Genomic DNA, 20621 nt, shown 5'->3' on the forward strand with positions numbered 1-20621 from the left:
ATTGCTGGTCCAGCGGATCGTCGAAGATCAGCCTTGGCTCGGGACGTTGCTGTCCGGGCTGCTTCGCTGGAGACGTTGGCGTGACCGCTGGCCGCCTGGGCCGCGGCGGCGGCGAGGTCGGCGTTGGTACCCGCACCGGCGGCGGCCGAGGCGGCCTTGCCGGCCTCATCGGCGGCGGTCGCCGCGTGGTCGGCCGCCTTGGCCGCGGTCTCCGCGCCCTTGGCCGCGGCGTACGCGCCTTCGGCGGCCTTGCGGGCGGCCGAGGCTTTGGTCGCGTCCGTGGCGGCGGCCGCGGCGGCATTGCGGGCCCCCGCGGCGGACTGGGCTGCGGCGGCGGCCGCGGAGGCCGCCTGGGCGGCGGCATTGGCCGCGATGCGTGCCGACGTGTTGGCGGCACGGGACGCGCTGATCGCCTCCTGGGCCGCCTTGGCGGCACCGCGGGCCGCGTCGGCGGCCCGGCCGGCGGCGTTGGATGCCTTGGTCGCGTCGTTCTTGGCCGCTGCGGTCTCCGCGGCGGCCTTCTGCGCGGCCTCCTTGGCCAGCTTGGTGGCAGCGATGGCGCGCGCGGAAGCCTCCTTGGCCGCCTCGGTCTCCACCCGGGCCAGCCGGCCGGACTCCTCCACCAGCTTGACCAGGTCCTCGATGGTGGCCTGCTCCTGGTCGCGAGCCCGGGCCACATGCCGGCCCACCTCCAGGAACTCGGTCACGTCCTCGGGCGTACCGTTCAGCGCCGTGCGTGTGGCCTCCTGGGTGGCAGGCCCGCCCGTGGAGAGGAGCTGCACCACCTCCACACGCTCGTCGTTGCGCCGGGCGTCGTACTGGCCGTCGGTGATGAAGCGCTGCACGTCCTCGGCGGTGCCGTTCAGGGCGGCCTGACCGGCCTGCTTCACCTGCGGCCCGCCGGCGCTGATGATCTGGGTGGCGCGGACCTGCTGGTCCTGCTCCAGCGGCGCCTGCCAGCCCGACTCCAGGAAGGTCTCCAGGTCCGCGGCCGACCCCGCCAGCGCCTGCTGCGCAGCCTCCCGTACGCCCCGGCCGCCGGCCGAGAAGATCTGTACGGTGGCCACCCGGGCGTCAGCCAGCTCGGCGGCCACCCGTTCGCTGTCGAGGAACGTGCGCACCTGTGCGTCCGAGCCCAGCAGCGCCGCTTCCGCGGCTGCCTTCACGCCGGGCCCGCCCAGCTTCCAAGCCCGCAGGACCTCTCCCCGCAAAGTGTCCGGAATATGGCCGGTACTCGTCGGTCCGCCGGGATCGGGTGACTCGGCCGTCGGCACCGCCAGGGCAGGGGTACCGAGGAGTCCCACGACGAGCGAGAGGAGAAGGGCCACGCAGAGGGCCCGCACGGAATTCTGCGCTCCGGTCACGCGGCGATTGGCCCCGGGTATCCGGAATGAACCGGTCCGGGTTCTGTATCGCTTTATCAAGAGGGATGAACCTTTCATTTCCGGCCAATGCGCGGTCCAAGAAGGGGATTTAGCCTCCGTGAGGATACGTCGCACCATTACGCACCGGCAGCGCCGCCGGAGTGGTCGCGGCGGCAACAAGCCACACACGCACCTTTGGTGACGACACGTCAGGGTCCTTTGTGCGCGGGCCGACTGCGAGTTCCTTCCTGGCTGACGGCTTGGTGTCGTGCGATCGCCGCCGGAGGCCGGAACGGCCGGGAGATGAGCTTTCAGGCGGCTTTGCCGGAGCTCGCTCCGGGTGCGAGGGGGAATCGTGCCGACCGGGCGAAATGCCTGGAGCCCGCGTGCGTGTCACCGTACCGGCGGTGATTTCCGGTCCTTCTCGGCGGGCGAAACCGGCATGACGACGACGCCGGCCGCCTTCTCCCGGTCGGGCGGTATTCGTCTGCGCCCGCATGTCGCTTCCTGGAAGGAATCCCTGGTGATATCCCGCCCTCGGAACCTCCTGATCGCCGGCGCCGTCCGCGCCGATGGCACCGGCGGCCAGGCGCCCCCGCGAACCCGGCGGGCCGCCGGGAATCCCGGTTGAACCGGTCCGGGGTGCCGAAGGTCGACTACACCTCCGGGATCTGCCCCGGCATCGTGCACGGGTTCACGATGTCCGACACCGGCGCCTTCGACCGCGCCGGACTGGAGCGCCACTGGGACCGCCTGCCACCCCTCCTCGACCGCACACTGGTCAACGGCCGAGGCTCCGGCTCGGCAACAAACCGGGAGTACACGGCTGCGACCAGCAGACGGCCCGGCCGGCCACACTGATGTCAAGAGCCCGGTCCTGGAGGCCGAGACGCCCGAGCAGGCGGAGAGCCGCCTCTTGCTGCGCGACGTCACGGCCCGCACGCTGCACCGGGGCATGACCCTGCTGGGCATCGAGGCGCCCGAGCGGCTCCGGAACACCCGCAGAGACACGAGCGCGGCCCGTCCCCTTCCGCAGGACCGCGGAAAACACAGTGGGGAGGACGGGCCGTGGTGCGGTTCGTGGAACGGCCGCGTGTGTCAGGGACGCCAGCCGTCGGGAATGCGGCCCTGCCGCACCGCATTGGCGCCGCTGCACAACCCGTTGTCGGGATCACCCCAGATCTTGATCGTGTCGACGTCGTTCGCCCAGGTGGTGCCGTTGGGGTGGTTGTAGTTGCCGAGGTTCACGGCCCTGTTCTTCGGGATGCAGATGTACGCGTCCGGGGAGGCGCCCGTGTCGATCAGCCAGACCGAGTCGTCGTTACGGGTGTTGACGACCGAGTCCGGTTCGTTCCGTATGGCGGTCGGCAGGTTCTGGTAGTAGGTGTCCCGGAACCAGCCGATGAGGCTGCCGCCGGAGTAGGTGCCCGCGTACAGACACACGCGCGGGTACGAGCAGCCGTGCATGCTGGCGGCTGAGGCGGGGGAGGCCGTCAGCGGGGTGAGGCTCGCGGCCAGGCCGACGGCGAGCAGGGTCGTCGCTGGCTTTCTGTTCAGCTTCATGAGAACGCTCCGGGTGAGGTGACATGGGCGGAGCCGACCGCACCGGCCGGCTCCGCGACGAGACTGCGGGTTCGGCGCGATGTCCGGCCACAGCTGGTGCAGAAGTGACCTCATCCCGGGACGTCCCACACGCTGACCTGCTGGGATGCCGCCCGCCGAGTCGCTACGGCGGGACGTTCACGAGCGGGGACGGGCGAATTCTGCGCCAGGGCGGGGTCTCCCGTTCCGTGTGACGGCTGATGCAGAATGAGACCGGGACACGCGGGACCGGACCAGCGGTCCTGAACGCGAGCGGGGGAGACATGTCGCGTTGGAAAGAGCTGCCGGCCGAACTGCATCCACACGTCCAGCAGTTGATCGTGCGATTGCGTAAACTGAAGGACCGCAGCGAACTGAGCACCTGGCAACTGGCCGCGAAGACCGGGTACAGCGCGAAGTCGTGGCAGCGATATCTGAACGGCAGGTCACTGCCGCCCCGGGAGGCCGTCGAAGCGATGGCCCGAATCGGCAGTGACGATCCGACCCGACTGCTGGCGCTGCACGAGACCGCCGCCGAACGCTGGGCGGAGGGACGCGTGGCCACCGCCGGTGCTTCGGAGAGCGCCCCGGCGGCGTCGGCGCACACGCCCACGGAGCAGGAGCCGTACGGGCGTTACCTGCACGCCGCGGTCACGGCGGGAGCAGTGGCCCTGGTGCTGTCCGTCTCCGCAGTGTTCGTGCTGGCCGTGCGGCTCGCCGACGCCCGCGCCGAACTCGCGGACGCCCGCCCCGGTACGGGCGCGGCGGCCCCGGCCACGGTGTCGGAGTCCCTGGTACCGGTCGTCTACACCTGCCGGCTGGAGCAGCGTGACGGGCGCTGGTACGCAGGCTTGAGCCGCACCACGGAGACCATCCTGGCGTACACCCACGTGGGGCAGGACGTGGCCGAGGCGCAGTGCCTGCTGCGCAGGGCGGGCATCTCGCCGGGGGACATCGACGGCGTCTTCGGCCCGAAGACGCAGCGCGCGGTCCAGCGCATCCAGACACGGGAGGAGCTGGTCGTGGACGGTGTCGTCGGCCCGCACACCTGGAAGGCCCTGCGGGAGGCAGCGCCGAAGTGACCACCGAACACGCCCGGTTGGTCGCGGAGCTGCGGGAGCTGCGGGCCCGTACGGGTCTGAGCCTGGCGGCACTGTCGGAACGCACGCCCTACAGCAAGTCCTCGTGGGAGCGCTACCTCAACGGCAAGAGCCTGCCTCCTCATCAGGCCGTACGGGAGCTGTGCCGGGTCGCGAACGAACCGGACGGACGGCTGCTGGCCCTGTGGGAGATCGCAGAGTCGGACTGGAGCGGACGCGCGGCGGCGGCCCCTGCCGCCGAGGAGCCGCGACCACAGCCGCAGGAACCGCCACGGGCTCCCGAGACCGGGCGGCAGCGCGGCCGCAGGGGCAGGCTCATGGTGGTGCCGGCGTCGATGTACACCCTGCTCGCCTGTGGGGTGGTGGTGGTGGCGCTGGTGTTCGTTCTGCTGCCGGACCGGGATGCCCCGGAGGCCGAACCGCCGGCGGCCTCCGCCCCGTACTCTCTTGCCGCCCAATGTCACGGAGAAGCCTGCGAGGGCCGGGATCCGATGCGCTTGGCCTGCGGCATCGGGCCCGACACCCTCACCACGTACCGCACCGCCACCGGCGCCCACGTGGAGCTGCGACACAGCGAGAAGTGCGGCGCGAGCTGGGCCCGGACGTGGGGGACCCGGATCGGTGACCGGGTGGAGGTCACGGCGGGCGGCCCGTCCCACGACGTGCGCATCGAGGGCAGGGCCGACGCGGAAACGTACGTCTACACGGAGATGGCTGCGGCCCGCCCCGGCAGCACGGTCCGGGCCTGCTTCTGGCCCGCGTCGGCAGACGGCGAACGGGAGTGCGTCGAGGCCCGCGTGGGCCAGGCCGCCCCGGCGACCCGGCCGCCCTCATCTCGGTAGCGTCAGGTCCTCGGGCACGTCGCTGCCGGAGTCCTCCGCCCGTACGCGGCGGGCCTCCGCCTCGTCGGTCGGCTTCTGCCCGGTGACCGCGCCGTCGGTGCGGTCAGGACCTGCAACCCATCCATGACGCGACCGTCGCCGATGCCGTGGGACAAGCCGCATGGAGCGGGACGCGAGTCACCCCGGTGAGTGGCCCGTCCTCGGCCACAGCCACCGAACATGGGACTGGACGGCCGCCCCGCGCAGATCCGTGAGACGACCTGTCCATGCTCAGCGAGGCGAGGCGAGACGCCGGGGTTTCATCGCCGTGCGGTTCGAGGTCTCGCGTGACATGAGTAGCGCCACCGGACCGGATCGTCTGAGACGACGAGCGAATCGGACCGGATCGTCTGAGACGACGAGCGAATCGGACCGGATCGTCTGAGAACAGGGACCAAATTCGCTTGGGACGGGGCATCCCCGGCGAGCGGGGCGTCCCGGGCCGACGGCTGTCTCAGCCCATCCAGTCCACCGAGTCAGCGGCGTCTGCGGCGACCGACTTCGCCGAGGCGAGACATCAGGGGCTGTCCTGTCGCGCTGAAGACTGAGCAATCTCATCGAAGGCTGAGTGGCTGCGGCTTTCGCGTTCGGCGCACGCACGAGGCCCTGTGTCGGGACCTGGCCCGCACCGGCGTGCCGGTCGGGAACCGAACTCCCCCGGACGTGGCCGTCCGGGGGAGTTCGGTGTGGGCTGGTGTCGGATCAGCCCAGTTGTTGGGCGTTCAGGCCGGTGAGGCGTTCGTAGGCGGGGTTCTCGTCGGGGTAGATGACCTGGATGTCGATGGGGAGGGCAGTGCCGGGATCGACGCTGTGTCCGCCGCCTTGGGGGGAGCTGAGCAGGACGGCGCCGTCGGTGCCGTTGCGGAGGATCTCGCCCCAGAAGGCGTCGGTGAAGCTCTTGGACAGTGAGGTTCCCTCCGGCAGGTCGCCGAAGCCCACGGCCCATTTCATGACGCGGGTGTCCTCGGCGTGCATCGTGAGCCGGTAGGAGTAGACGTGCCCCGGTGCTTGCGCCCAGTGGCCGCGCAGTTCCTGGTCGACGCGCAGGTTCCCGATGAAGCGGGACGCCAGCGCGGACTGGGCCTGGTCGTTCCAGGAGCCGTTCGGACTCCCGGCCATGGGGATGTGCCGCAGGTTCGCGATCGAGGTCCCCCGGTCCACCGGCAGTGAATGCCCCTGCTGGTTGGCGGCCGAGAAGAGCGCGTTGTCCTCGACCGTGTTGTTGACGACGGCGCTCACCCCGTCACCGCTGTGGTCGAACCCGTACTCGGAGAAGTCGTTGATGTACGCACCCATCGGAATGGCCAGGATCTTGTCGCCACGCCCCGGGGTCTGGCCCGCGTTGAAGTTACTGGCCCGGTAGAGACAGAAGTTCTCCTCGGGGCACGCCTCGGCCCCCTGGCCGTAGATCAGCTTCGGTTCCTTGTCGCTCACTGCGCTCCCTTACCGCTGACGGCATATGCCGGGTTCTGCGGACCGTGGCTGTCCCGGATGTTGTAGGCGGGGCAGAGCCCAGCACATCGTGATGACCGACGGCGCAGACACCTGACCGACACATTATGCGGCGCTTACGCTACTCAAGGTGATGACACGTGGGACCCGCATCGGTCGTGGGGCGTCAGCGCAGCCCGGTGAGGCTGATCTTGCATGCGGGCCGCAGGGCAGGAACGCCTCTCAGGACCCCGTCTCAGAACCCTCAGTTCCGAGAGGACGGCTGTCGCGAGGACACCACAGCCCTCGTGCCGGCCCGGGCCCCGGCCCGTAGCCACTCAACTTTCGCTGAGAATGCTCAACCTTCGGTGCGACAGAACAGGGGCTCCGGGCATGACCTCTCAGCGGTCATGTACTAGAGTTATCTCGACATCGAGATATCTGCCGAAGGCGTACCGCAAGCCGCCAATCGGTAAGGGTTACCTAACTGAGCCTTACCTTAGCGGATCGGCGAGCAGCCGTGGCGGCAGCATTGAGGTAGTACGCGCACATTGATGAAGGAGACTGTCGTGTCGGCGAACAGCTTCGACGCCCGCAGCACGCTGCGCGTGGGCGACGACTCGTACGAGATCTTCAGGCTGGACAAGGTCGAAGGCGCCGCGCGCCTCCCCTACAGCCTCAAGGTCCTGCTGGAGAACCTGCTCCGTACCGAGGACGGCGCGAACATCACCGCCGACCACATCCGGGCGCTCGGCGGCTGGGACTCCCAGGCGCAGCCCAGCCAGGAGATCCAGTTCACGCCGGCCCGCGTGATCATGCAGGACTTCACCGGTGTTCCCTGTGTCGTCGACCTCGCCACCATGCGCGAGGCCGTCAAGGAGCTCGGTGGCGACCCGGCGAAGATCAACCCGCTGGCCCCGGCCGAGCTGGTCATCGACCACTCCGTCATCGCCGACAAGTTCGGCACCGCCGAGGCGTTCGGCCAGAACGTCGAGCTGGAGTACGGCCGCAACAAGGAGCGCTACCAGTTCCTGCGCTGGGGCCAGACCGCCTTCGACGAGTTCAAGGTCGTCCCGCCCGGCACCGGCATCGTCCACCAGGTGAACATCGAGCACCTGGCCCGTACGGTCATGGTCCGAGGCGGCCAGGCGTACCCCGACACCCTCGTCGGCACCGACTCGCACACCACCATGGTCAACGGCCTCGGTGTGCTCGGCTGGGGCGTCGGCGGCATCGAGGCCGAGGCCGCGATGCTCGGCCAGCCGGTCTCCATGCTCATCCCGCGCGTCGTCGGCTTCAAGCTCACCGGTGAGCTCAAGCCCGGCACGACCGCGACCGACCTGGTCCTCACGATCACCGAGATGCTGCGCAAGCACGGCGTCGTCGGCAAGTTCGTCGAGTTCTACGGCGAGGGTGTGGCGGCGACGAGCCTCGCCAACCGTGCCACCATCGGCAACATGTCGCCGGAGTTCGGCTCCACCGCCGCCATCTTCCCGATCGACGACGAGACCCTGAAGTACCTGCGCCTGACGGGCCGCGACGAGCAGCAGGTCGCGCTGGTCGAGGCGTACGCCAAGGAGCAGGGCCTCTGGCTCGACCCGGCCGCCGAGCCCGACTTCTCCGAGAAGCTGGAGCTCGACCTCTCCACGGTCGTCCCCTCCATCGCCGGTCCGAAGCGCCCGCAGGACCGCATCGTCCTCGCGAACGCGGCCGAGCAGTTCGCCCAGGACGTCCGCAACTACGTGGACGACGTGGACGAGGCGGGCAAGGAGTCCTTCCCGGCCTCCGACGCCCCGGCCAACACCCCGAACGGCGCCCCGTCGAAGCCGGTCACCGTGACCGCCCCCGACGGCTCGACCTACGAGATCGACCACGGCGCCGTCACCGTCGCCGCGATCACCTCCTGCACCAACACCTCGAACCCGTACGTCATGGTCGCCGCCGCGCTGGTGGCCAAGAAGGCGGTCGAGAAGGGCCTGACCCGCAAGCCGTGGGTCAAGACCACCCTCGCCCCGGGTTCCAAGGTCGTCACCGACTACTTCGACAAGGCGGGCCTGACCCCGTACCTCGACAAGGTCGGTTTCAACCTGGTCGGTTACGGCTGCACCACCTGCATCGGCAACTCCGGCCCGCTGCCGGACGAGGTCTCCAAGGCCGTCAACGAGCACGACCTCGCCGTCACCTCGGTGCTCTCCGGCAACCGCAACTTCGAGGGCCGGATCAACCCCGACGTCAAGATGAACTACCTGGCCTCGCCGCCACTGGTCGTCGCGTACGCCCTCGCCGGTTCCATGAAGGTGGACATCACCAAGGACGCCCTGGGCGTCGACCAGGACGGCAAGCCGGTCTACCTCCAGGACATCTGGCCGACCGAGGCCGAGGTCAACGACGTCGTGGCCAACGCCATCGGCGAGGACATGTTCAACAAGTCCTACGCCGACGTCTTCGCGGGCGACGCCCAGTGGCAGGCGCTGTCGATCCCGACCGGCAACACCTTCGAGTGGGACCCGCAGTCCACCTACGTGCGCAAGCCCCCGTACTTCGAGGGCATGACGATGGAGACGACCCCGGTCGGCGACATCTCCGGCGCCCGTGTGCTGGCCAAGCTGGGCGACTCGGTCACCACCGACCACATCTCCCCGGCCGGTGCGATCAAGGCCGACACCCCGGCCGGGAAGTACCTCACGGAGCACGGCGTCGAGCGCCGCGACTTCAACAGCTACGGCTCGCGCCGCGGCAACCACGAGGTCATGATCCGCGGCACCTTCGCCAACATCCGCCTGCGCAACCAGATCGCGCCGGGCACGGAGGGCGGCTACACCCGCGACTTCACCCAGGCTGACGGCCCGGTGTCGTTCATCTACGACGCCTCGCAGAACTACCAGGCCGCCGGCACCCCGCTGGTCATCCTGGCGGGCAAGGAGTACGGCTCCGGCTCGTCCCGTGACTGGGCCGCCAAGGGCACCGCGCTCCTCGGCGTCAAGGCCGTCATCGCCGAGTCGTACGAGCGCATCCACCGCTCGAACCTCATCGGCATGGGCGTCCTGCCGCTGCAGTTCCCCGAGGGCGGCTCCGCCGAGGCTCTCGGCCTGACCGGTGAGGAGACCTTCTCCATCTCCGGCGTCACCGAGCTGAACGAGGGCACCACGCCGCGCACGGTCAAGGTGACCACCGGCACGGGTGTGGAGTTCGACGCGGTCGTCCGCATCGACACCCCCGGTGAGGCGGACTACTACCGCAACGGCGGCATCATGCAGTACGTGCTGCGGAACCTCATTCGTGGCTAGGCGCAGTCACGGCTGACGGGCCGGGCGCAATGCGAAGGGGCCGCACTCCCGGCGGGGGAGTGCGGCCCCTTCGGCGTGGCCGACGGCCCGGCGCGGCGCGTCAGAACTCGTCGTGCCGGACGGCGGTGACGAAGGCGCCCCAGCCCGCCCGGCAGAAGAACAGCGCGGGCCCGTCGGGCACCTTGCTGTCCCGCACCGGCAGCACACCGGGGAGCCCGTCAGCGACCTCGACGCAGTTACCGCCGGTTCCGTCGCTGTAGGACGACTTCCGCCAGACCGCCTGACTCAGATCCTGTGGGGTGCTCATGGGTTCTCGTAGTCCTTCGCCATCGACGCGAGCAGCTTCAGGGTCGCCGCCGGTGACAGGGCGGCGGCCCTGGCGAGATCGTATGCCCGTGCGCTGTGCTCGACCAGGGCCGCATCCTCGATGAGCTGTCCGCTGCCCGCACCCTCGGTGTAGACGACGGTGGGGGAGTCGGCGAAGGTCATGACGGACACCATGCTGTCCATGAACGCTTCCGCCATGGCGGAGAAGGGCAGCACCTGGAGCACCACCCGCTCTCGCCGGGCCAGTTCGACGAGATGCTCGATCTGGCGGCGCATCACCTCCGGGCCGCCCATCGGCGCCCGCAGCACCGCCTCGTGCAGGATCTCCCAGACCACGGGCGCGTCCGGGCCGTCCAGGATGTGCTGCCGGTCCATCCGCGCGCGGACCAGATCCTCCACGTGCTCCTGGGGCGCGAACGGGTTCGCCGTGCGGGTGATGGACCGGGCGTACTCCTCCGTCTGCAGCAGGCCCGGCACCAGGACGGGGGCGTACTCGCAGATGGTCCTGGCACGGCGCTCCAACTCCGCCGCGTCCGCGAAGTAGTCCGCCACGTTCGACTTCCTGGCGAGGCGGCACAACCGCTGGAGATGCTCACCGCTGCCCAGCAACCGGTCGAACATCTGGGAGAGCTCCAGCTGCGGTCTGCGCGACGCCGCCTCGAACTGCCCGACGTACGAGCCCGAGCAGAACGCCCGCTCCCCGAGCTGCTCCTGGGACAGTTCGGCACGCTCGCGCAGCCGGCGGAACTCCGCGCCGTAGAAGGCCCGCGGGTTGTTGTAGGGGTCCAGTTCCTTCGGCTGCGACATGGACGCGAGCGTAGCCAGCCGGTGGCCCGCCGTGTGCGTCTGCGGGAAAGTCGACACGAGTGGGTGACGTCCGGGCGCCTGCCGGAAACGCGGGGACCGCACTCCTCGGCGGAGTGCGGTCCTTCGGCGCGGTGCGTCCGGTCGAAAGGGGGCCGGAAACGCCGCGGCCGGTATGCGCGGACCGGCCGTCGTCAGCCGATCAGCTCCACCTCCGCGAGCGTCGCCTCGCCCGTGGCCACCAGCCGGTAGTGCTCGTACGAACCCGGCTCCGCCACACTGAAGACGCGGGTCTGCCGGTCCCAGTCGAAGGACTCGCCCGACCGCTCGTCCAGGTCCGTCCACGACGTCCCGTCGCCGGAACCCTGTAGCACCCAGCCGGAGGGAGCCTGGTCCTTCGCGGCCGAGGTGAGCGTGTACTGCACGGCCCTCGCCGCCGCGGCGGCCGGCAGCTCGACCGAGGTGAACGCGGCCGACGTGCCGGAGGTGTTGTCGAAGAGCGGACCGTCCGCCCGCAGCACGTCCCGGCGCGGCGCGGGCTTCTCGTCGTCCTGGGTGATGGAGACCGGGGCGGCGTTCTCGCCCGTACCCCAGGTGGACGGCTCCGGGCCCATGTCGAACCGCAGCGTGCCGCCCCTGGCGAGCACGTCGTGCGGCAGGGAGGTGGAGTTCCACTTCTTGCCGTTGACTCTCAGGCCCTGCACGTAGATGTTCTCCGCGCTGTTCTTCGGAGCCTGCACGACCAGTTCGCGGCCGTTCTCCAGGTGCACGGTCGCCTTGGTGTACAGCGGAGAGCCGACGGTGTACTCGCCGCTGCCCATGACCAGCGGGTAGAAGCCGAGCGCGGAGAAGAGGTACCAGGCCGACTGCTCGCCGTTGTCCTCGTCGCCGTGGTAGCCCTGCCCGATCTCGCTGCCCGTGTAGAGGCGGGACAGGACCTCGCGGACCTTCGCCTGCGTCTTCCACGGCTGCGAGGCCGCGTTGTACATGTACGTGACGTGGTGGGCGACCTGGTTGGAGTGGCCGTACATGCCCATCCGGACGTCGCGCGCCTCGGTCATCTCATGGATGACGGAGCCGTACGAGCCGACGAACTCGGGCGACGCCGTCTCGGGCGTGGCGAAGTAGGTGTCGAGCTTCTCGCCGAGCCCGGCGCGGCCGCCGTAGAGGTTGGCGAGACCGCGGCTGTCCTGCGGGGCGGTGAAGGCGTAGCCCCAGCCGTTGGTCTCGGTGTAGTCGTATCCCCACACCCGCGGGTCGTACTGCCCGCTCGGCACCCGCCAGTCGCCCTTCAGGTTCCGGCCCTGGAAGAAGCCGGCCTCGCGGTCGAAGAGGGTGACGTAGTTCCGGGCCCGGTTGCGGAAGTAGTCGGACTCCTCCTTGTAGCGGGGGTTCCCGGTCTTCTCGTACAGCGCCCGGCCCATCTCGGCGATGCCGTAGTCGTTGAGGTGGCCCTCCAGCGACCAGGACAGGCCCTCATGGGTCGAGGTGGAGGCGTAGCCGAGGAACGGCGAGGTCTCCATGCCCTTGCGGCCCACGCCCGAGGACGGCGGCACGACGGTGGCGTTCTTCAGCGCGGCCTCGTACGCCGCCTCCGCGTCGAAGTCGACGCCCTTGACGTACGCGTCGGCGAAGGCGACGTCGGAGCTGGTGCCGGTCATCAGGTCGGCGTAGCCGGGGGAGGACCAGCGGGAGATCCAGCCGCCGTCCTTGTACTGCTGGACGAAGCCGTCGACCAGCTCGCCCGCCTTCTTCGGCGTGAGGAAGGAGTACGCCGGCCAGGTCGTGCGGTAGGTGTCCCAGAAGCCGTTGTTGACGTACACCGTGCCGTCGACGATCTTCGCGCCGGTACGGGTCGGGGTGTCGGGTCCGGTCATCGGCGAGAACGGGCTGGCGTAGCGGTACACAGGCTTCCGCTTGGTGCCGGTGTTCTCGAAACCCGAGTTGGGGTAGAGGTAGAGCCGGTAGAGGCTGGAGTAGAGCGTGACCAGCTGGTCCCGGGTGGCTCCCTCGACCTCGACCTTGCCCAGGATGCGGTCCCAGGCGCGCTGCGCCGTGGCGCGCACCTTCTCGAAGCGGGTGCCGGCCGGGATCTCGTCGGCGAGGTTCTTCTTCGCCTGGTCCACGCTGATCAGCGAGGTGGCTGTCCGGAGGTTGACGGTGCGGTCCTTGCCCGCGTCGAAGCGGAGCCGCCCGGTGACGCCTTCGGAGGCCGAGTCGGTCACGGGCGCGTCGAAGACGCCGTACACGAACAGCCGCGTGGCGCCCGTGGACAGGCCGCTCTTGACGTCCGAGTAGCCGGTGAACGACCTGGTCGCCGGGTCGAGGGTGAGGCCGCCCTCCCGGGTGACGTTGTCGAAGAGGACGCTGGCGTCGTCCCCCGGATAGGTGAAGCGCATCATCGCCGCGTGGTCGGTGGGTGTCATCTCGGCCTTGAGGCCGTTCTCGAACGTGACGCCGTAGTAGTGCGGGCGGGCCGTCTCGTTCTCGTGGCGGAAGGGCAGGGCCCTGGCCGAACGTGAGGTGTCCGGGGTGCCGGCCGCGGCGGAGGGCATCACCTGGAAGGTCTGGCGGTCGCCCATCCAGGGGCTCGGCTCGTGGCTGGTGCTGAACGCCTGCACGGTGGGCAGGTTGTCCGCGTTGTTCCCGCGGGCGTACTCGTACAGCCAGCTCCGGGAACCGGCGTTGGTGACCGGCGTCCAGAAGTTGAAACCGTGCGGGACGGCGGTGGCGGGGAAGGTGTTGCCCCGGGAGAACGAGCCGCTGGAGTTGGTGCCGCGGGTCGTGGAAACGTAGTCCGAGAGGTGGGCGAGCCGCTTCTCGGGTGCCTTGGGCGCGATCGTGACGTCGTCGATCCAGCCCTGGAACTCCGCCGGGCCCTTCGGGGAGTCGTACGCCACCAGGATCCGGTCGACCGTCCGGCCCGCGGCGACGGTGCCGATACCGGAGGCGACGGCGTTCCACTGGTTGACGTACAGCCGCTTGGCGGCGCCCTGGCCCTGGGGGGTCAGCGGACCGCCGTGCGAGTCGGTGGCCGGCAGGTCGCTCAGGTAGGTGCCGTCGGTGAAGGCGAGGTCGACCGAGACATTGGTCGCGGGGTAGTTCGGATCCGTCTCCGCCATCGCGGGGAAGACCTTGTAGGACAGCTCGGTGTCGCGCCGGACGGCGATGTCGACGTCGAAGACCTTGTTGTACGAATGGGCCCGGCCGTCCGGCTTGTGGGTGCCCGCGTACCTCAGGGCGCGTTTGCCGGTGAAGCCGGCGCCGGCCTTCGCGGTGGGGGAGCCGCTCGGGCCCCGGTCGACCTGGGTGCGCATGTCGTCGGGGGCGGGCGTGCCGGTGTCCCCGTTCGAGAACTGGACGTCCGCCAGCTGGGTGGCGTCGGACGCGCCGTTGTTCCTGGTGATCTCCAGGCGGTAGTGGGCGTACGCCGTCACCTCCGACGGGTCACCGATGTCGAACGTCCTGGTCTCGAAGCGCTTGGCGAACGTCTCGTCGGAGCGGGTGTCGAGGACCGTCCAGCTCTCGCCGTCGGCGGAGCCCTTGAGCGTCCAGTCCCTCGGGTCGCGGTTCGCGAAATCGTTGGCGGAGGTCAGTGCGTAGATGGCGAGCCCGACCGGCTCGTCCATGTCGAACTCGATCCAGGCGGTCGCCTCGAACCCCAGCCATTTGCTGCCGGGCAGCAGGTCGACCAGGTTCTCCTTGGTCTCACCCGCGCCGGTGTTCTCGTCGCTGGCGCGCAGCTCGATCACCTTGTCGGTGACATTGCCCGGAATTCCGCCGGCGAAGCCTCCGTCGACACCGGACGAGCGCTTCTCACCACCGGCGGTGACGTCGACGGTATTGCGCCAGTCGGGCTGGGCTTCTTCCGATTCGAATGATGACCTGAATTCCCGGTCCGGCGACGACGATTGCCCGGACTGGGGAGGGAGGGCGATGGCGGCGGAAGGAGCCGTCAACACCAGCATGCAAGCGGTCACCACCAGGGTGACCGGATTGATCTGTCGGTGCCGGAGTCTGTTTCTGGGCTGCATCCCGGATCGTCCTCCAGGGAAAATCGCGTTGGACAACGTTGTCAGGTGCGAGGCGCAGGCTCCAGTAGGGAGGCAAGTGCCATACGGTGTCAAGGGCGTTGGCGGGGCGCGCCGGTCGGAATCAGACGTTCCGCGAAGAATGCTGTGGCCGCCGGGTCGATTTCGGAGGTTCCCGGCCGCCGAGGTCTCAACTCGGGAAAGATGGCCACCCAACCTTGCATTTGATCTTGCTCACTCGGCGGGAAGTGGACTATACCTGTCGGCGTCCGCACAGCTGTTTCCTGTGGCGGGCCAGGGGGGACGAGGGCGACGGGCACGTGCGCAGCACGCGGCCGCCGACCGCAGCGGTTCCCGCTGTCAGACGTGCACGACCCGAGCTTCGACTTGAGTCTCCCCCACGGGAGAACACAGCAACTGACTGCGGTGGCGGGACCCTTCGCCTGAGGCGAGACGGACGGGTGACCGGTACACCGCCTGAGTCCTGGAGAAGGCGAGGACTTGAGCATGGGATCCACCCCCGCCCACGACAACGAGGGCGTCGGCCGTCGCGGTCTGATCAAGCGTTCTGCCGCGCTCGGCCTGCTCACGATTCCGACGATGAGCTTCCTTTCCGCCTGCGCCACCGGAGGCGGCGGCAGCGACAAGGAGACCAAGGCCCCCACCGGCGAGAAGTCCGAGAAGAACCCGCTCGGCGTCAAGCAGGGCGCCGCGCTCGAGGCGTTCATCTTCAAGGGCGGCCTCGGTGACCAGTACGCCAAGGACGCGGAGGCCGACTACAAGGCCACCTACGGCGCCGAGGTCAAGCACACCGGCACCCAGCAGGTCGGCCCCAAGCTGACCCCGCGCTTCGCGGGCGGCAACCCGCCGGACGTCATCGACAACTCCGGCGCCGACCACCTCAACATGAACCAGCTCTCCACCCAGGGCCAGCTCCAGGACCTGACCGTGCTGCTGGACGCCCCCTCGATGGACGACCCGGCCAAGAAGGTCAGGGACACGATCCATCCCAGCACCATCGAGAAGGGCAAGCACGGCGACAAGTTCGACGTGCTCTACTACGCCTTCACCATCTACGGCACCTGGTACTCGCAGAAGCTGCTCGACGACAAGGGCTGGGCCTACCCCACGTCCCTCGACGAGATGGTGAAGCTCTGCGGCGAGATCAAGAAGGCCGGCATCGCCCCCTGGACGTACCCCGGCAAGTATCCGTACTACGTGCACTTCAACCTCTTCGCCCAGATCGCCAAGATCGGCGGCATGGAGAAGTGGATCGCGATCGACAACCTGGAGCCGAACGCCTGGACCTCCAACGACGGGGTCAGGGAGGTCATCGAGCACTACGAGGAGCTCGCCGCCAAGAAGTACTTCCTCGAAGGCAGCCAGGGCCTGACCCACATCCAGTCCCAGACCGCCTGGAACAAGGGCAAGGCCGTCTTCCTCCCGAACGGCTCCTGGGTCGAGAACGAGTCGGCCCCCACCACGCCCGAGGACTTCGGCATGTCCGTCGGTCCGCTCTTCGACGGAACCGGCGACAAGATGCCCCACGGCACCCTGCGCGGCGAGCCCAGCGAGCCGTACATCGTCGCCTCCAAGGGCAAGAACCCGATCGGCGGCATGGAGCTGCTGCGCATCATGCTCTCCAAGAAGCACGCGCAGAACTTCGCCACCAAGGTCAAGTCCCTGACCTGCGTCATGGACGCCACCGAGGGCATGTCCCTCTCGCCGGGCCTGGCCTCGGCCAGCAAGGTCTTCGCGGACGCCGGCGACAACCTCATCAGCCTGCAGCTCCAGGAGTGGTACCCGGCCCTCACCGACGAGAAGATCGGCGGACTCACCGGCCAGCTGCTCACCGGTGAACTGAAGGCCGCCGACTGGATCAGGAAGACCCAGGCAGAGGCCGACAAGGTCGCCAAGGACGACTCGGTGAACAAGTTCAAGCGCACCGCCTGACCTGACAGTTCGGCTTCCGAGGGAAGGGCCGGGAAGCAACAGTGCAACACGGCAAGTACCGATTCATCGTGGGCTTCCTGGCCCTGCCCCTGATCATCTACGCGATCTTCGTGATCTCGCCCTTCGTCCAGGCGTTCCAGATCTCGATGACCGACTGGTCCGGGCTCGTGGGAACGGCCGAGTTCATCGGCCTGGAGAACTTCCAGCGGCTCTGGGACAACGACGACTTCTGGAACGCGCTGCGCCACAACGTCTACATGCTGGCGCTCGTCCCCGTCGTCACCCTCGGCCTCGGCATGTTCTTCGCCTTCATGCTCAACGTCGGCGGAAAACGCCGGAAGAACGAAGTCATCACCGGAGTGGCCGGCTCGAAGACGTACAAGTTCGTCTTCTTCTTCCCGCAGGTCATCTCCATCGCGATCATCGCGGTCATCTGGTTCAACATCTACAACCCCGACCCGCAGGACGGAATGCTCAACTCCCTCCTCGGCGCGATCGGGCTCGACGCCCTCCAGAACGCCTGGCTCGGCGAGAAGAGCCTCGCCCTCTGGTGCATCAGCGCCGTCATGGTCTGGGGCCACGTCGGCTTCTTCGTGGTCCTCTTCTCCGCGGCCATGGCCTCCGTCCCGCGGGACGTCTACGAAGCGGCGCTGCTGGACGGCGCCAACCGCTTCCACACCTTCTTCAGGATCACCCTCCCGCTGCTGTGGGACACCGTCCAGACCGGCTGGGTGTACATGGGCATCATCGCGCTGGACGCCTTCGCCCTGGTCCAGATCATGTCGGTGAACATGGGAGGCCCCGACGGCGCCACGGACGTCATGCCGCTGCGGCTGTATCTGACGGCCTTCCGCGACAGCCAGTTCGGCTATGCCTCCGCCATGGGCGTCGCGATGCTCATTGTCACGATGACCTTCGCAGTGCTCACCATGCGCTTCGCGCGGCGTGAGCGGATCGAGTACTAGGGGTGGCGCGGATGACGACCGACGAGATCGAAGCGGTGGCCAAGCAGGACACGCCCGGCGAACCCCCGGCGCCCCGGCCACCCGCCAAGGGCGGCTCCTCCGAGGGCCAGGTCCTCAACGTCTTCTCCCACGGCATCCTGATCCTCTGGGGCCTGATGGTCGGAGTGCCGCTGCTGTGGGTGGCGTGGAGCGCCTTCAAGGACAGCAGCGGCATCCTCACCGACCCCTGGGGCCTGCCGACGGTCCTGCACTGGGAGAACTGGTCCAACGCGTGGGAGGACGCGAACATGGGCCAGTACTTCATCAACACCGCGGTCATCGTGGGCGGCAGCGTCGTCGGCACGATGGTCCTCGGCTCGATGGCCGCGTACGTACTGGCCCGCTTCGAGTTCCCGGGCAACCGGTTCATCTACTACCTGTTCGTCGCCGGCATGTCCTTCCCCGTCTTCATGCTGGTCATCCCGCTCTTCTTCGTCATGCGGGACTTCCCCGGCAGCTCCCTGCTGGCGACGTACCACGGACTGATCCTGGTCTACATCGCCTACTCGCTGCCGTTCACGGTCTTCTTCATGACCTCGTTCTTCCGCACGCTCCCGGTGTCGATCGCCGAGGCGGCGCTGATCGACGGCGCGTCCCACAGCCGGACGTTCTTCCAGGTGATGCTGCCGATGGCCAAGCCCGGCCTGATCAGCATCGGCATCTTCAACTTCCTTGGCCAGTGGAACCAGTACCTGCTGCCGATGGTGCTCAACCAGCAGGAGGACAAGTACGTCCTGACGCAGGGCCTGGCGACGCTCGCGCTGCAGCAGGGCTACGAGAACGACTGGGGCGCGCTGATGGCCGGCATGATGATCGCGATGCTGCCGGTCCTCGTGGTCTACGCGATCTTCCAACGCCAGGTCCAGTCGGGCCTCACGGCGGGCGCCCTGAAGTAGCGCCGCCTTCGGATGGTCGTCACCCCCGGGCAGCCGTCGCACCGGGTCACGCTCTCGGGCGGGGCCCGGTCCCGGCTGAGCAGTCCGGGTTCGGTGTGGATTGCGACGTCCACTCCGAACGGTCGGAAGGCCCTCGTGCCCGGCGTGCACGCCTGACCGGCACCGGACGCCTGCGCCCGGCCCGCCGCGCGGTGGAGGACGCCTGGCGTCGACGACCATTCCCGCCTCGCCCGGGCCCTCGCCGAGGGCCTCCGTCGCCCCTGGGAACGGCCCGCGGAACCCCGCCGCCTCACCCCCGCCCGTGTCTGCCGGGGGTTCGCAACGTCCGCGCGAACGTACAGAGCCCGCCCGGCAAGCGCGCTGAAGGCGTCCCGACCAGGCTCCGGACGGCCTCCCGGCTCGAAGAACAAGCAACGGGCCAGGCGCCACGACGTTGGGGGGTCTTCGATCTTGAGCGGTGCGCCTCGCCTGACAGCCTGACTCTTCGTCACAGTCGGTCACCTGTGGGGGTCATTGGTGCCCCCTGATGCAAGGAGCCCGTGGTCCTGAGTGATCATTTCTGTTCTCTAGGCAGAACGATCATGTGGGAGCCACGGGCGTGGTCAACGATACGTCGTTGCTGCTCGACCTCGACGGGGTGTCCGTCATACGGGTCGAGCGGCTTGAGGACGGCACCCGCCGGGTGCATCTGGCCACGGCGGAGGAAACGGCTCGCGCCTGCCCGGAGTGCGGGGCCTTCGCCTGGAAGGTGAAGGGCACAGCCCGGACCCGTCCTCGGGATCTTCCCTACGGGGAGCGCGGGCTGGTGCTGTTGTGGCACAAGCGCCGCTGGTGGTGCCGCGAGCCGAAGTGCCCGAGGAAGTCGTTTACCGAGAGCGTCGCCCAGATACCGGCCGGGGCGCGGATCACCGCCCGGCTGCGCCAGGCGGCCGGGCGCCGGGTGCGCGATGCCGGCTCCACGGTCATCCAGGCCGCCCGCGACCTGCATCTGTCCTGGCCGACGGTGATGGGTGCCTTCCGCATATCGGCGCGCGAGGTCGTCGACGCCCCGCTGCCCGAGGTGATGGTGCTCGGCGTCGACGAGACCCGGCGGGGCAGGACGAAGTGGGAGCAGGACCCCGAGTCCGGCAAGTGGCGCCTGACCCGGGATCGGTGGCACACCGGGTTCGTCGACGCGCTGGGCCACGGCGGGCTGCTCGGCCAGGTCGAGAGCCGCACCGTCGCCGACGTCCTGGCCTGGCTGTCCACCACGCCGCTGACCTGGCGCAAGAACATCACCCACGTCGCCATCGACATGTCGGCCACCTACCGCGCCGCGATCCGCACCGGCCTGCCCGACGCCACCGTCGTGGTCGACCACTTCCACATTGTCCAGCTCGCCAACAAAATGCTCTCCACACTCAGGCGCCGCACCACCGCCGAGGCCCGCGGCCGACGCGGACGCGCCAGCGACCCGGAATGGAAGGCCAGACGACGTCTCCTGCGCAACCGCGAGGACCTCACCGATGAGCAGTTCGCAAAGATGTGGAACCCACTGCTGGACGAGGGGCAGATCGGGCAGACGCTGCTGACCGCGTGGATCGCGAAGGAGAGCCTGCGCAATCTCCTCGCCCTGGCCCGCACCAGCGCCGACCGACACCAAATCGGCCATGTCCGATGGAAGTTCCTCACCTGGTGCGCGGACTCGGACATCCCCGAGGTCGTCCGGCTGGCCGTGACCGTGGACCGGTGGTGGGCGGAGATCGCCGCATTCCTCGACACCGGCCACAGCAACGCCAAGAGCGAGGGCATCAACCGCGTGATCAAGCTCGTCGCCCGCAACGCCTTCGGCTTCCGCAGCGCAGAGGACCAACGCCTACGCACGCGCTGCGTCACCACCCGCCGAGCCCGCGGACACCTCCGCACCGCTCAACATTGAAGACCCATCGACCCGCCGTGTCCGTGGCTGCGGACCGCTGGACG

Annotated in this window: 13 protein-coding genes and 3 pseudogenes; 10 read left to right on the top strand and 6 right to left on the bottom strand. The window is 68.9% G+C overall.

What is annotated here, in order from left to right; all coding sequences use genetic code 11:
* A partial coding sequence (locus tag AB0903_RS28750) for an ALF repeat-containing protein (protein ID WP_366707640.1) occupies positions 1 to 1364 on the bottom strand: 1364 nt, incomplete at its 3' end.
* Positions 1365 to 1991: 627 nt separating this feature from the next.
* Between AB0903_RS28750 and AB0903_RS28755 the strand changes: the two are divergent.
* Together AB0903_RS28755 and AB0903_RS28760 are read left to right on the top strand one after the other, a co-directional pair.
* A pseudogene (locus AB0903_RS28755) lies at positions 1992 to 2225 on the top strand (hypothetical protein); the annotation flags it as partial.
* A 4-nt stretch (positions 2226 to 2229) separates the two neighbouring features.
* Positions 2230 to 2355 (top strand): annotated as a pseudogene (locus AB0903_RS28760) (DALR anticodon-binding domain-containing protein); the annotation flags it as partial.
* A gap of 107 nt (positions 2356 to 2462) precedes the next feature.
* Here the strand turns inward: AB0903_RS28760 and AB0903_RS28765 are convergent.
* Positions 2463 to 2927, bottom strand: a complete 465-nt coding sequence (locus tag AB0903_RS28765; RefSeq protein ID WP_366707641.1) for a hypothetical protein — start codon at positions 2925 to 2927, stop codon at positions 2463 to 2465.
* A 302-nt stretch (positions 2928 to 3229) separates the two neighbouring features.
* Between AB0903_RS28765 and AB0903_RS28770 the strand changes: the two genes are divergently transcribed.
* Both AB0903_RS28770 and AB0903_RS28775 read left to right on the top strand, forming a co-directional pair.
* On the top strand, positions 3230 to 4027 hold the full coding sequence (locus AB0903_RS28770; protein ID WP_366707642.1) for a peptidoglycan-binding protein: 798 nt from the start codon (positions 3230 to 3232) through the stop codon (positions 4025 to 4027).
* Positions 4024 to 4887: a DUF2690 domain-containing protein gene (locus tag AB0903_RS28775; protein WP_366707643.1), complete on the top strand. Its 864-nt coding sequence runs from the start codon at positions 4024 to 4026 to the stop codon at positions 4885 to 4887. Before AB0903_RS28770 ends, AB0903_RS28775 begins: the two co-directional genes overlap by 4 nt.
* A 741-nt stretch (positions 4888 to 5628) precedes the next feature.
* Here AB0903_RS28775 and AB0903_RS28780 read toward each other — a convergent pair.
* A complete protein-coding gene (locus AB0903_RS28780; protein ID WP_366707644.1) occupies positions 5629 to 6360 on the bottom strand; it encodes a hypothetical protein in 732 nt (243 codons plus the stop codon).
* Positions 6361 to 6926: 566 nt separating this feature from the next.
* Here AB0903_RS28780 and acnA point away from each other — a divergent pair.
* Positions 6927 to 9644, top strand: coding sequence for an aconitate hydratase AcnA (acnA, locus tag AB0903_RS28785; RefSeq protein ID WP_366707645.1), 2718 nt, complete (start codon positions 6927 to 6929; stop codon positions 9642 to 9644).
* 100 nt (positions 9645 to 9744) lie between these two features.
* On the opposite strand, the gene AB0903_RS28790 is transcribed toward acnA, so the two are convergent.
* From AB0903_RS28790 to AB0903_RS28800, 3 genes are all read right to left on the bottom strand, one after another.
* On the bottom strand, positions 9745 to 9951 hold the full coding sequence (locus AB0903_RS28790; RefSeq protein ID WP_366707646.1) for a DUF397 domain-containing protein: 207 nt from the start codon (positions 9949 to 9951) through the stop codon (positions 9745 to 9747).
* Positions 9948 to 10778, bottom strand: coding sequence for a helix-turn-helix transcriptional regulator (locus tag AB0903_RS28795; protein ID WP_366707647.1), 831 nt, complete (start codon positions 10776 to 10778; stop codon positions 9948 to 9950). The genes AB0903_RS28790 and AB0903_RS28795 overlap by 4 nt, the downstream gene beginning before the upstream one ends.
* Before the next feature lie 191 nt (positions 10779 to 10969).
* Entirely contained in the window at positions 10970 to 14809 is a 3840-nt protein-coding gene (locus tag AB0903_RS28800) for a GH92 family glycosyl hydrolase (RefSeq protein WP_366707648.1), read from the bottom strand.
* Positions 14810 to 15313: 504 nt separating this feature from the next.
* Here AB0903_RS28800 and ngcE point away from each other — a divergent pair.
* The 5 genes and pseudogenes from ngcE to AB0903_RS28825 all read left to right on the top strand — a co-directional run bounded on the left by ngcE (position 15314) and on the right by AB0903_RS28825 (position 20577).
* Positions 15314 to 16759 carry an N-acetylglucosamine/diacetylchitobiose ABC transporter substrate-binding protein gene (gene ngcE, locus AB0903_RS28805; RefSeq protein WP_366707649.1) on the top strand — a complete coding sequence of 482 codons (1446 nt, stop codon included), beginning with the start codon at positions 15314 to 15316 and terminating at the stop codon, positions 16757 to 16759.
* Positions 16760 to 16800: 41 nt separating this feature from the next.
* Positions 16801 to 17724 (top strand): sugar ABC transporter permease, encoded by a 924-nt coding sequence (locus AB0903_RS28810; RefSeq protein WP_366707650.1) that lies wholly within the window; start codon positions 16801 to 16803, stop codon positions 17722 to 17724.
* Between the two features lie 11 nt (positions 17725 to 17735).
* The gene (locus tag AB0903_RS28815) at positions 17736 to 18659 is read left to right on the top strand and encodes a carbohydrate ABC transporter permease (protein WP_366707651.1); all 924 of its coding nucleotides are present in this window, start codon (positions 17736 to 17738) and stop codon (positions 18657 to 18659) included.
* Positions 18660 to 18881: 222 nt separating this feature from the next.
* Positions 18882 to 19139 (top strand): annotated as a pseudogene (locus AB0903_RS28820) (hypothetical protein); the annotation flags it as partial.
* A gap of 118 nt (positions 19140 to 19257) precedes the next feature.
* Positions 19258 to 20577 carry an ISL3 family transposase gene (locus tag AB0903_RS28825; protein ID WP_366707652.1) on the top strand — a complete coding sequence of 440 codons (1320 nt, stop codon included), beginning with the start codon at positions 19258 to 19260 and terminating at the stop codon, positions 20575 to 20577.
* Positions 20578 to 20621 lie beyond the last annotated feature (44 nt).

The organism is Streptomyces sp. NPDC048389, from assembly GCF_040706335.1.
Classification (GTDB): Bacteria; Actinomycetota; Actinomycetes; order Streptomycetales; family Streptomycetaceae; genus Streptomyces.